Here is a 14,133-nt window from a genome sequence, read left to right on the forward strand (position 1 = left end):
CAACAAAGCCATTTAGAATGGGAAGATTTTGAAATAGAAGCTAAAAATTTTAATAATGATTTGATAGGTAAATATAGAATAAGTTGTATTGAACATGAAGATGATAATAATGATGGCAATTTTGACGAACTTTGGACAGCATTTTTTATAAGAGATCATAATAATATCGATAAAGGTATTATTATAGATCTTTTAGATAGATATGCTCCCTATGTCTATTTTGGTAATTATAATAAATCAAAAGAACGAAACAAAGATCCTTGGGGATATAAAGATGGAGAACTAAAAGAAGGAGAGATTTACTATCCTATTGATATAAGAGATATAGTAAGAATATATGTAAAAGAATTAAACACTTTCGAAAATTTTAATTATTATCATAATTATCGTGTTGCAGTGGGGAAAAAAGATTTTAAACAAGGTGTTTTTGATAAAGAGTTCTACTTGAAAGATGCGAATGTTATAGAGGAGAATTCAAATAAAGGTATAAATATAGCATATTATAACGACGAGGGGTTTGAATATGGAATAACAAGACCATGGGATAGTGTTGATGAAGAATATAGCTTGCTAGAGTTTGAAGGTACAACAGACGAACCCTATGTTGCTGCAATTGATACAAATCTCTCTTATCCTAAAGGTACTTCTAATTTTGACGACTTAAGGAATAATAGTAAAATTTATGGCACTGCTTATGAATACAATGGATATATCTTCTTGCAATATTTTTTTTACTATCCGTTCGACCCCAAAACTGGTAAGAGTATTATTAATAAGTGGTTTTCGAGACACTCGGGAGATAGAGAACGCTTTGTTGTTATCTTAGAAAAGGATAACAATGATATACTAAAGTCTACACCGGTAGGCGCATATTTCTTTCATCATCTATCTGATCAAGTGTTTGCATTCTATGAAGAAAACAACCCTTCGAATAATGATAATGAGAAATTTCATTGGAATGACGAAAAAATGTCTCCAGGAGCTTATGTCAAATGGAAATATGTAGAAAAAACGAACGGTCATCCCCACGTTTATGTGGCACAGGGGAGTCATGGAATTTACTTTAGGCAAGGGAGTTATACTGTAACTGTAGACCCTAGTTGTTGGCCTGAAATAAAAAATGCACTCAAAGAATATGCAGGTGGGCAAGATAGAAAAATATATAGTATAGACAAAACAGGAAAAGGCAATGTGATCTATGTGCCAAGATTGAGTGCGGTTGATACAAAAGAGAATAATACTGAATTCAGCTTTTTGCTTTTTTCTGGTATAGCGGCACAAACAGAAAATATAGAACTACCATGTTTGAAAAAACCAGAAAAAATACAATTTCCTCCTTATGATGATGTTTGGTATGCCGTTGATAAGTATTGTTTTAATGGAGCAATATTCGAGCCTAAAAATAATATTACAGAGGACTTATCTAAAATTACTATTGATCCGAGTGTTTCAATTATTAGTCCATCAGATGGCGCTAATATAAGTAGTTCCGTCTCGGTCACTACTTCGGCCAGTCCTTTAAGTAACATATCAAAAGTTGAATTCTACATAGACAATGTTTTGAAATTTACAGACAGTAGTGATCCTTATAGATGGGACTGGGATACTACAAAAGATACTAATGGTACTCATAATCTAACCGCTAAAGCTATTGCCCTTGCCGGTGATGATGCAACAAGCGATATCGTTTCTGTTACTATCAATAATACCTCCGGTAATGCCCCCAATATTCCCACGGACCTTGTTCAATGCAAATCTGATGGTGTAATCAATATAGCTGTTGGTGGCTCTACAAGTGAGAGAACGGTGGTTATGAAAGGCAAGGTAACAGATCCTGACAACAACCCCGTTTCTCTTGAGGTTGAGATCAAACCGATTGGAACATCATTCGCAAAGTTACCTTCTCCTAATTGTGTCTCTGGTGGTAGTGTTTCATCGGGACAAATTGCGGCTGTTACGTGTTCAGGGCTTGCTGACGGCAAGTATCATTGGCAGGCAAGAGCAAGGGACAGTAATGGGGCAATGAGTAACTGGTTCAGTGCGGGTGGAAATTTAGAAAGTGATGCTGACTTTATTGTGTCAGCAAGTTTACTGAAGATTGGCGATTGGATTAAAACGAGTGCAGAGGTCAATGCAAGAGAAACACCTGGTGGTACTTTTATAAAAGAGATGCCAACTGGAAGTAGTGGACAAATTAAAGAAGGGCCTCAGGCTGCTTATTACAATGGAGTGCTTTATACCTGGTGGAGAATACAATGGGAAGATCAAGAGAAGACTTTCGGATGGTCAATTCAGAACCCACTTGTACAAATAGTTAATTACCAACCAGCGGTAACAATAAATTCACCTAACGGTAATGAAACATTAACTGTTGGCAAATCCTATGATATAAAATGGACAGCCACAGACAACACGGGAACAATTAAGAAGATAGATATATTCGGGTCTACCGACGGTGGCGGTAATTGGTCAACCATAGCAACTAACGAAGTTAATGATGGTTCTTATTCGTATATACCATCGATAGCTACTACAAAGGGTAGAATCAGGATTGAGGCAACGGATTCATTTGATGGTAAGGACAGTGATATGAGTGATAGAGATTTTAGTGTTGTTAGCGATTGTACTGCTCCCTCTATCCCAACACTGTACAGTATCACACCATCTACCAATAGCTATTATGTCAATTGGTCTAATTCAAGTAATGTATCTTTTTATAACCTGCAAGAGGATGATTCCTCTTCATTTAACAGTCCTTCAGTAGTTTACACAAATAGTGGGACATCGTGGTATTCTGGAGAAAAATTACCCGGCACCTATTATTACCGTGTAAAGGCGATTAATAATTGTGGAGTAAGTGATTGGAGTAATACTCAAAGTGTAACTATCGTTGGTGATCAGGGACCAGGAGACATCGTTGCCATTAATCCGGCCAATAATGCGACAGAACAACCATTAACGGTGACACTAAAATGGAGCGCAAATCATCCGGGAGGAGAAGGTTTAAGGTTTAATGTTTATGCCATGGAGGGCGATAACGATATTTATATGTATGCTGATAATAATTTACGATCATATCAGCAGACAGAAACAACATATACCCTCTACAATCTTCCTTATAATAAAGTGATGTCCTGGGCAATAGTGGCAATTGATGATACAGGTGATACGAGATATAGCCCAGTATTTCATTTTACAACTGTAGGCGATTCTACTGTACCTGCTGGCTCTATTCTTATAAATAACGGTGCAGAATCTACTACATCCTATTCAGTTACCCTAAATCTTTCTGCTTCAGATAGTGATTCCGGTGTAAAACATATGAGGTTTAGTAATGATAAAACTAACTGGACATATTGGGAACATTATAATTCTCAGTACCCCTGGAGTCTGGTAGATACCCGTTATGGTGGTAAATATGGATCAACTATTTATACCGTTTATGCTCAATTCAGGGACTATGAGGGTAATGAATCACAAATTTATTCAGATACTATAACAAAAGTAACTGGAACACCCGGACAAATTCTTTTGAATGGAAAAGTATATGAAACAATTCAAGATGCTATAGATGCTGCAAGTCCAGGAGATACAGTTTATTTGACGGAAGGGTTTTATGCAATTAAAGGTATAGTTCATCCAAATAATCAAAAGCATCCTAATACGTATTTTGGTATTGAAATGAAACATGGAATAACCCTTATGGGCGCAGGTGCCAATAAAACAACAATTTCTGTCGAAGATACGGCCGGCTGGAGTATTCTAGATGCTGATAATTCTACCATAGAAGGGCTAACAATCATTAACTCTAGCAGTATTACATGGAGATATGTCATACTACTTGAGTCAAATTCATCCAAAGTGAAAAATTGCATAATTAAAGGCGGAACAACTGGGATTTATGTCGGTTGGAATACTACATATTCTGCGTCAAATTCAGAGATAATCAATAATCTTATCATAGAAAATAGTCAGCCTGGTATATGGATAAATTCGGGAACTGATATTCATATTTACAATAATACTATTGCTGCTAATGGAGATGAAGGAATTTTCGGCTGGATAGGGTCCGCTCAAATTATCAATAACATAATTACAAATAATAATATTGGTGTTAATAGTTATGATAATTCATCGATTTTCAAGAATAATGATATTTATGGTAATAGTAGTGCAAACTATAATGGTAAAATAACTGACCAAACAGGTATAAACAATAATATATCTGTAGATCCTTCTTTTGTAAACCCTACAAATAAAGATTACCACCTTAATACTGGCTCGCCGTGTATCGACAAAGGTACTAATGTAGGAGTATTTTATAACGGTATTGCCCCGGATATGGGGGCCTTTGAATATAATGGTACAGGTACAATCCAGGTAATCTCAAATCGTACAGATGCATTATTTACGATAAAAGGTCCTTTAGATACCTATGAAGGCAGTGGTACAGATTGGTTCAAATCAGACTTACCTATTGGGATATATACAATCACCTTTTCGCCAATAACTAATCTTTATTCACCATCTTATCAGGCAAAGATGTTATATAGTGGCCAGACATTGACCTTTGACGGCACATATAAGGAAGATACTATTGGACCAACAGGAATAATATCCGTGAATTTTGATGAATATGCTACAGCAGATAAACTTGTTACGGTAACATTGGATCTTACTGACGAAGTTGGGGGCCTTGGCAGTAGTTCACAAATGATGTTTAGCAATGATGGTGTAACATGGTCAACTGCAGAGCCTTATTCTGCGATAAAGAAGGATTGGGATCTTACTCTTTATGGTGGTAATACAGCACGTGAGGTAAAAACTGTTTATGCAAAGGTGTCTGACGCACTTGGCAACTGGACAAGCTTGACAGACACCATATTTTATGTTCCCGATAGAAATGTCCTGGAAGTGCCAACTCAATACAGTACGATACAAGCTGCTATTGATGCAGCACAGGATGGGGATATGGTTTATGTATATCCTGGAGACTATGGTGACTATGGGGTAGAAAGTATAACATTAAAAGAAGGAATACGATTGCAAGGTGCTGGTCCATCGGTAACAGTATTTAATAAAAGTAGTTGCCGTATTGATATGGCCAGAAATAGCATGTTGGATGGTTTTGGTGATTATATGATTGTTAACTGTGCGAATGGTCCTGCGATTGTTTCCAATAATTGGATAAAGAGAGGTGTTAGCATAGGAGCAACTAAAATTATCATACGAAACAACATAATTAGTGATAATAATTTCGGTATTGGTATTGATGGTTATACATCATCAAATATTTTCATAGAGAATAATACATTTATTAATCTTAGCGATGCCGTTCGTCTTAACAATTCAGTAGAAGATACCAAAGTTTACTTAAAAAATAATATCATAGCTAACAATAATATAGGTGTAGTTGAAAGTAATGCCCTTGATACTGCGCATCAGCACATCTTTCCTTCATTTAATATGTATTGGAATAATACAAAAGGGAACTTTGGTGAACTCGATCCCTATTACTCAAAAGCAAATTACTTTAAAATAATGGGACCAGGTGATACGGATGCCGATCCTATGTTTATTGATTTTCCTAATAATGATTTCCATCTCAAAGCAGGCTCTCCTGCTATTGATAGCGGTTATCCTGAAACAAGATATAATGATCCTAATAGCACGAGAAATGATAGAGGTGCTTATGGTGGACCCTCTCTTAATACACCGCCAATGGCTGATTTTAGTGTAAATCCTTATCAAGGCGGTGTAGGTACTATCTTTATTTTTGATGGAAATCTTTCTTCTGATGCAGAATCAAAAAGTGAACAGGTAAAGGTAAGATGGGATCTTGATAGTGATAATATATTTGACACTATTTTCTCTGTAAACAGGAAAATTGTTCATCGGTATGATTCACTCGGAAATTATAATGTTACCCTCCAAGTGATGGATAAAAATGGGTTTATTTCATCAGTTACGAAAACTGTTTCAGTATTTAACCAATCTCCGAATGTTCCCACAAATCCAACACCGGCAGATGGTGCAATAGATCAACCGGTAGATGTAATATTGCGATGGAGCGGTGGTGACCCAGATATTAATGATACAGTTTCGTATGATGTTTATTTTGGTACTACTTCAGATCCACCACTTATTTCATCAGACCAACCAGATACCTTTTACATCCCCGGTCTCCTGTCCTCTTATACGACTTATTACTGGAAGATCATTTCCAAAGATAGTAACGGGAGTACCAGCATCGGCCCGCTTTGGCAATTTGTATCAGCTTATATAGATTCTATTCCACCTATTGGTTCTATTAGCATTAATGACGGAGCAATGTATGTCAATTCAACTTTAGTTACCCTTAACCTTTATGCTACAGATAATGTAGGGATAACAGATTATTATATTTCTACCGGTTCTGCTAAACCATTACCATCTGATTCCGGCTGGATATCTGTTGCCCCTACTAGCAATTATAGTAGTGAAATCTCGTATACGTTAGAAGAGGGAGACGGTGAAAAGATCGTATATGTATGGTATAAGGATGCAGCAGGTAATGTATCGGCTACAGAAAGTAATTCTATCACTTTAGATACAACAGCTCCTACGATAAAACTTACTAACCCTTACAATAATGAAAAAGATGTGGCCGTTGATACGATCATTACTGTTACTTTTCATGAGGAGATGGATACATCTGCCATTGTTCAGGCATTTACCATAAGCGATGGTAGTAATAATATTAGCGGAGAAGTATCTTGTAGTGGTGCTACTGCACAATTTACACCGCTTACAAGCCTTGCCTATGATAAGAACTATACGGCTACTGTCACAACCGGTGCTAAAGATCTGAGTGGAAACAACATGGCAGAAGACTATTCGTGGCGTTTCACCACACCTGATATTACACCACCTACAGTTATTTCTACAAGCCCAGCAAATAATACGATGGACGTGGCAATTGACACCGTTATTACTGCTACCTTCAGCGAAAAGATAGACCCATCTACAATTACCAGAACCACCTTTACCGTGAGCGATGGTAATAATATTGATGGAGATGTATCTTATGATGTTAATACTATTACTGCCACATTTAAACCTTCTCCAGAGAATCTTGCATCTGGTAAGACCTACATAGCTACAATAACAACTGATGTTAAGGACTTAAGTGGAAATACGATAGCCTTTCCGTATACTTGGAGCTTTAAGACCGAGACATCCTGGAAAACAATGCCTGTGGAAGCTCCAAAATGGTTTTCCTATTTTTCCTCAAGGACAATTGCCCTTGATACCGATAACCACCCCCATATTGCCTACGGCGGTGACCGTCTCTGTTACGTACACCACGATGGCACGGGCTGGCATTCTGAGATCGTAGACATGTCGCCGGGCGTGGGGTATTATGCTTCTCTGGCAATTGATGCATCAGGCAAGGTGCACATCAGCTACCGTGACAGGATTAATCATACGATTAAATATGCCACGAATGCCTCCGGATCATGGAAGATTGCAACTGTGGACAGTAGCGGGGATGTAGGACTGTATACCTCAATAGCTATCGATACCTTTGGGAATGCACATGTAAGCTATTATGATTTAGATAATGGCGATCTGAAGTATGCCACGAATGCCTCTGGCTTGTGGATGGCTTATCCTATAGATAGTACTGGAGATGTGGGACAGTATACCTCTCTTGCTGTCGATACGTTCAATAAAGTGCATATCAGTTATTATGATAATACGAATGGCGATCTTAAATATGACACGAACGCTTCAGGTTCATGGATGATAGAAAATGTGGACAATAGTGGAAATGTGGGACAGTATACCTCAATAGCCGTTGGCATATCAGGCGAAGTACATATGAGTTATTATGATGTGACGTATGGCAACCTCAAATATGCTACCAATACCTCCGGATCATGGGAAAAGATAGATATAGATAGTAGCAGCCAAAATGTAAGTCTGTATACTTCTATCGGAATTGATGCATCGGGCAAGATACATATTAGCTATTATGATAAGGATAACGGAAACCTTAACTATGCTACCAACGCTTCTGGTTTGTGGACCAAAAAGGATATTTCTGATTTCCTGGTAAAGGAGATTGATCGTGAAGGAGACGTAGGCCTGTACACTTCTCTGGCAGTTGAGCCATCAGGTAAGATACACATCAGCTATTATGATACTACGAATGATGATCTTAAATATGCTACCGAAGCTTCTCATTCGCTCATTGGACTAAATGTGGATAAAGGAAAATATATTGCTGAGAAGGTGGATTATGGAGAATATGTGGGTATGTATAGCTCTATAGCAGTAGATATATCAGGTAAGATGCATATAAGCTATTATGATGGGACGAATAGTAATCTTATGTATGCCACGAATGTTACTGGCTCATGGGTAAAGAGTATAGTCGACTATAAAGAAGATGTAGGCTGGTATACTTCCATAGCAGTTGATAAACCGGGCAAGGTACATATTAGTTACTATGATTGGACCAATAAAATCCTTAAGTATGCTACGAATGCTTCCGGCTCCTGGATAACAAAGAGTGTTGACAAGGATGAAGATACGGGGTTGTATACCTCTCTGGCAGTTGACACATCGAATAAAGCGCACATAAGTTACTATGATCGGACTAACAAAGATCTTAAATATGCTACCAATGTTTCTGGCTTATGGGTAACAGCAACTGTGGATAGTGACGGAGTTGTAGGTATGGATACTTCCATTGCGGTTGATGTCTCAAATAAGGTACATATTAGCTATTATGATGTAACTAACCACGATCTGAAATATGCCACGAATGCCTCTGGTCTGTGGAAAAAAAATACGGTAGGTACTTACGGAGATTTAGGCAGGTATAATTCTATAGCGGTTGATACGTCAGGTAAGGTGTACATCAGCTATTATAATAGGGATGACGGTGATCTGGTGTATGCCACCAACGTCTCTGGCAAATGGCTAAAAAAGCGTGTGGACTTTAATGGAAACGTTGGCATAGACACCTCTATTGCAGTCGATACATCTAAGAATGCTCATATCTGTTATTACGATGTGGATAATAGTGATCTCAAATATGCTACCAATGTTTCCGGCTCATGGGTAATAACGACTATTGACAGCAGTGGGAATGCAGGCAGGTATACCTCTATAGCACTTAACCCATCAAATGGTGTGTATATCAGCTATTATGATATAACGAACGGTGACCTTAAATGTGCCTGGAAAGCTTCCCTTGCGTCGTCGATAAAATCGAATGAGAACGATGTTGGAATTATAAGCGAATATGATGCTTCTGTAACTCAAGATATATCTGTGAAATCGCCAGATAGTTATGATGATACTAATAACGGGCTTAAACATACCGGCCATGCAGGGTATCCACCATTCCATATCCATGGACATGTTTTCAGTGAAAGCGGTAATGCAATTGAAGGAGTAAGGTTAAGTCTGAAAGGGGAAGGGTATGCCGATATCGCGGAGTCAGATGCAAATGGATGTTTTACCTTTGAATATGCGGATGCAGATACTTATCGTATTATTGCTGAAAAAGATGGTTACAGAAAATCGATCTACGAGGTTAAAATACCCCTTGAGAAAGACAAAGAAGATGACATTATCATTCAATTATTGAAAAGTAATTAGGCGCTTTTTTTATAAGGTAAGTATGTTCGGTTCCATCTCACAGCGCTATAATCATTTCACCCCTATCGGGGTTGTTTATTCGTGGTTGCTCGTTGTCTATAATTATATCAGCCCTTAGGTGACTTTAGCGATGTATAGTGGCAAGGCTCGCCTTGCCACTACGTAGTTTGTTTGCATTTCCTATACGTTAAATTAGGCCTTCGGCAACTTTTGTTTTGCGGCCAGGCGTAGAGAGAGGCGAAGCATTTGCCGTTCAGCGCATACATAGTATTTTAGGCCAATAACGGCAAATGCTTCGCCCCTACAATAAATATTGAAATTCCTATACATTTAATTAGGTATTCGACGACTTTTTTATAACGCCAACGTAGGGGGCGAACCTTGTGCTCTCCCAAATTGAAAACAAGTATACATGTTTTGAATCATACAGGACAAGGGTGAACACAAGTAGGGGCAGGTTTAAAACCTGCCCCTACAACAAAATATCAACGATTGAGGCCAAATAGCTTATGCTGGAAACGAAGCTTATAGCTTGTGTTCTGGATTACGCACTGGCACGGTCAGTTTCATCTATGGGATGCTATAATTTACCTTGAAAGTCAGGGAACGATAAGTAAAATGATAAAAGAAATATAAGTAGCTCTAAATTGTAGGGTACAGTTTGTTTCGTTCCTTCATGCTTATCCGTATGAGTTTTTACGCGCAGGCATGTCAATCGCAAGAATCGAAGTTGCATTTCATGTATAAATTTTTCCCTCTTCTTGTGTAGAAGGGAAGTAAAAAATTATTTGACGGGGAGGCTCGCCATGAGAAATATAAGAGGTAATTTTTTTCGTACTGTCCCTATCTACCTACTCGGTCTTTTTCTCCTTTTTTCTTCAGGTTGTACCTTTCTTTCTGTTTCTTTAATCCCATCTGTCGGGCCACTTCAGGAAAAAACGGTTGCGGGGATGGGAAAAGATAAAATCCTCATTACGGATATTTCCGGTGTCATTTCTACCAATGATGAGAAGAGCGGTCTGGCAAGTCTTTCTGAAGAGCCTGATATCCTTACCCGTATCAAAGAAGAATTGAAAATGGCGGCAAGGGATAAACATATGAAGGCCGTTATTCTGCGTATCAATAGTCCCGGCGGGTCGGTTACTGCCTCTGATATGATCTATCATGAGATTGAAAGGTTTAAGGAAGATACCGGTATGAAGGTTATTGCCTGTATTATGGATTTAGGGGCATCGGGTGGTTACTATGTGGCCGTATCAGCAGACAAGATTATAGCGCACCCTACTGCGGTTACGGGCAGTATTGGTGTTATTATGCTCAATGTTAGTATCGAAGGGTTATTGCAGAAGATCGGTGTAAAAGATGCTACCATCAAGACTGGCGAGCATAAAGATATGGGGTCACCGTTGAAAACGATGACAGAAGAGGAACGAAAGATATTCCAGGGTGTACTCGATACTATGTATGAAAGGTTTCTGGCAGTTATTGTAAAAAACAGAAATAAAAACGGATTGGACCTGAAAGAGCTGAAATCGCTTGCCGATGGCAGGATTTATACTGCCCAGCAAGCTGTGGAACACAAGCTTGTTGATCAGATTGGTTATTTAGATGATGCTATTTTACTGGCAAAGAAAGAAGCGGAACTAACAGAAGCACGGGTGGTTATATATCACAGGCCAGGGGCTTACAAAAATAACATTTATTCCAAACTAACCGGTCCCCATGCCATTAATCTTGTAAATTTTGATTTGAGGACATTTGTCAGGTCAGGTACACCTTCTTTTATGTACCTTTGGGCACCGTAATTGAATATGGTAAAAACGTTGAATTTCCCAAACATCAAAGCAGGGTAAAATTGTCCATTTATGGAAAAGGAAAAGATAACGAAACCGAAAGAACAGAAAAATAAAAGGGTAAAACCAGGACAGGCAGGGCAGAAAAAGATCCTGACTCCGGATGCAATAAAGAAATTTCAAAAAGTAATCTACAGTTATTACCAGGAATATGGCCGCAATCTTCCCTGGCGGATAACACAAGAACCGTACCACATCCTCGTTTCAGAAATTATGCTTCAGCAAACTCAGGTACAGCGGGTTATAGGAAAATACGAATCATTTATTCAGGTATTTCCCAATTTTTACTCTCTCTCCCGGGCGCCATTGAAGATGGTACTGAAAGAATGGCAGGGATTGGGTTACAACCGCCGGGCAATGGCTTTGAAACGGATAGCTCAAAAAGTTATAGAAGAGTTTGGTGGAGTTCTTCCTTCCTCTGTGGACGCATTAATAACTTTCCCCGGAATTGGCAGGGCAACCGCTTCTGCAATCTCTGCCTTTGCATTCCACAAACCTACCGTATTTATTGAAACGAATATACGGAGGGTATTTATCCATAGTTTTTTCCACGATGAGACTAATATTAAGGATACTGAAATTATTCTCCTGGTAGAAAAGACCCTTGATGTTTCCAATCCCCGTAATTGGTATTACGCCCTTATGGATTATGGGGTGATGCTTAAGAAAGACTATGAGAATCCTAATAGAAAAAGCGCTCATTACCAAAAGCAATCTCCATTCCAAGGCTCTAACAGACAAATTCGGGGAATGATTCTTAAAGTACTTACCCGTGAATCATATATTTCCGAGAGTGAGATTGTGCAAAAACTGCAGGTGTGTCCGGAAAAATTAAGGGATATTTTATTTCAGTTGCAAAAGGAGGGTTTTATCAAGAGAAGGTGGAAAAAATTTACCATAGCTTAAGATTTATTCAACAACAGCAAAAGAAATTTGAAACTGGCAGATTAGTGACTGTTTTACCTGTGCTATCTTCCCCCTATATCCTGATTCGTGAAAACTATTTTTCAACGCTCTCCAATTCTTTCTGCTTTTCCTTTGTTAAATCCACAGAAGAAAATTCTTTGCTTCCTGGAAGAACCATATGTATTTCTGAGGTATAATCGATCTGAATTCTTATATCGCCGGTAATTACAGAAAGGATATGTCCACCGGACTGTTTATCTTCGGTAAGAAAGTGAAAATGATATCCGGGAATATTTATACCGTTTATATACTCAGGCAGCCAGAATGCCACTATGGTACCCTTCATATCGTAAAACTCAAAAGTCGGTTGGTTTTTGACAACATCAACAAGGCGTGGATATGGTCTCTCCTGTCTTGGAACACTTCGTACCTTAATATACCGAAATGTGCCATCTATCCTGATTGCATAAAAGATATTTTGAGAAGGCAAGATACTATCGAGATAACCTTCAAGCTGCTCAAGATTCAACGATTTATTCGCCATAACAGTCTTATCAGCCTCATGAAAAGTAACCACGGCAAAAGGTGTCTTCATGGAACTATCTACAGGATTTACTATCCCATCAGATCTTACTTGATAAAATTTTCCATCCAATACGACCAGTTCTCCATCAAGTCCATTCAGCGTTCCCAAACCAAAATCACCATATTTCCTCAATTCTCCAAAGGTCACATCACCATCATATATACCCTCAAGAAGGGCATTGATGGTAGAGGTCTGAAAAAGGATATCTCTTTTTACCTTACTACATGAGTATCCATACAAAGGGCTAATCAAGCATACTATCAAGAGTATACGATCAATACATTTCATTGTATCACCTTAACATCATTTTTTATCCGATACCCGGGCAAAGATAATCTCTTTAGCATTGAGTTTATCGTTGTCGATACAGAGATATAAGATTACATCCGGAATAAATTGCTGAATAAAGATTCACTATTTTATTCTCCTTAGTTCTAATTTCCAAAAGAATTTGGTTTTCTTCGTTAAGAGAGCGGGGGAAATGATGTAATAGGGATTCAATTCCTTTTATTTCTAAAACAGGAATCCGTGGAAGTAAGATAAGTATATGAATTTCCGCTTCCACTGGTATGGAAAATGCGGTTATTAATCTTATTTTAAACAACTATAATGAAAGGAGAATATAATGGCAGAGAGTGTTTATAAAGTAATAGAGCTAATTGGAACCAGCACAGAGTCATGGGAAAAGGCAACGGCAGCTGCTGTTGAAACAGCCTCAAAAACAATCCGGGATCTTCGTATTGCTGAAATAAGCGAACTGGATGTGCAAATTGAGGAAGGCAAGATACACGCTTACCGGGCGAAGATAAAAGTTTCGTTCAAGTACCATAGCAACGCCTGACTTGAATCGTTGCAGGTTGATCTCTGTTTCACGCATCTCATGGGAATCGCCCGGATGATTAAGAAATCAGAGGAAACAACAATTATATCTTATTGCATATATCCTAAATTCCAGAATCAATACTGAAACATATGATGTGATTTGCACAATTCTATTAACCCTGAAAAACGGCTCTTCAAGGATTATTTACTTCAAATGGCTTTGTTGCACAAATCCGATAAAAAAGCAGTTTTTCCCTGTAGTATGCAATTTATGAGATCGCATAACTTTCCGGCATTCCTAATTTCATCATA

General features: G+C 38.3%; 5 protein-coding genes. 4 read left to right on the top strand and 1 reads right to left on the bottom strand.

Going from position 1 to position 14,133, the window contains the following annotated elements:
- Positions 1-60 precede the first annotated feature (60 nt).
- From FBQ94_RS16450 to FBQ94_RS16460, 3 genes are all read left to right on the top strand, one after another.
- Positions 61-9,654: an Ig-like domain-containing protein gene (locus FBQ94_RS16450; RefSeq protein ID WP_285442275.1), complete on the top strand. Its 9,594-nt coding sequence runs from the start codon at positions 61-63 to the stop codon at positions 9,652-9,654.
- 806 nt (positions 9,655-10,460) lie between these two features.
- Complete coding sequence (gene sppA / locus FBQ94_RS16455) at positions 10,461-11,459, top strand: signal peptide peptidase SppA (RefSeq protein ID WP_007221436.1); 999 nt, start codon at positions 10,461-10,463, stop codon at positions 11,457-11,459.
- A 60-nt stretch (positions 11,460-11,519) separates the two neighbouring features.
- Complete coding sequence (locus tag FBQ94_RS16460; protein ID WP_007221435.1) at positions 11,520-12,413, top strand: HhH-GPD family protein; 894 nt, start codon at positions 11,520-11,522, stop codon at positions 12,411-12,413.
- A gap of 94 nt (positions 12,414-12,507) precedes the next feature.
- Here FBQ94_RS16460 and budA read toward each other — a convergent pair whose 3' ends face one another.
- Complete coding sequence (gene budA / locus FBQ94_RS16465) at positions 12,508-13,287, bottom strand: acetolactate decarboxylase (protein WP_007221434.1); 780 nt, start codon at positions 13,285-13,287, stop codon at positions 12,508-12,510.
- Positions 13,288-13,624: 337 nt separating this feature from the next.
- On the opposite strand from budA, the gene FBQ94_RS16470 reads away from it, so the two are divergent.
- Positions 13,625-13,840 (top strand): dodecin family protein, encoded by a 216-nt coding sequence (locus FBQ94_RS16470; RefSeq protein ID WP_007221433.1) that lies wholly within the window; start codon positions 13,625-13,627, stop codon positions 13,838-13,840.
- Positions 13,841-14,133: the final 293 nt, after the last annotated feature.

The organism is Candidatus Jettenia sp. AMX1 (assembly GCF_030263775.1).
GTDB classification, from domain to species: Bacteria; Planctomycetota; Brocadiia; order Brocadiales; family Brocadiaceae; genus Jettenia; species Jettenia caeni.

Excerpts from the sequence above, each read along its gene's own strand:
- sppA (WP_007221436.1), top strand. The coding sequence starts at position 10,461 with ATGAGAAATATAAGAGGTAATTTTTTTCGTACTGTCCCTATCTACCTA.
- FBQ94_RS16460 (WP_007221435.1), top strand. The coding sequence starts at position 11,520 with ATGGAAAAGGAAAAGATAACGAAACCGAAAGAACAGAAAAATAAAAGG.
- budA (WP_007221434.1), bottom strand. The coding sequence starts at position 13,287 with ATGAAATGTATTGATCGTATACTCTTGATAGTATGCTTGATTAGCCCT.
- FBQ94_RS16470 (WP_007221433.1), top strand. The coding sequence starts at position 13,625 with ATGGCAGAGAGTGTTTATAAAGTAATAGAGCTAATTGGAACCAGCACA.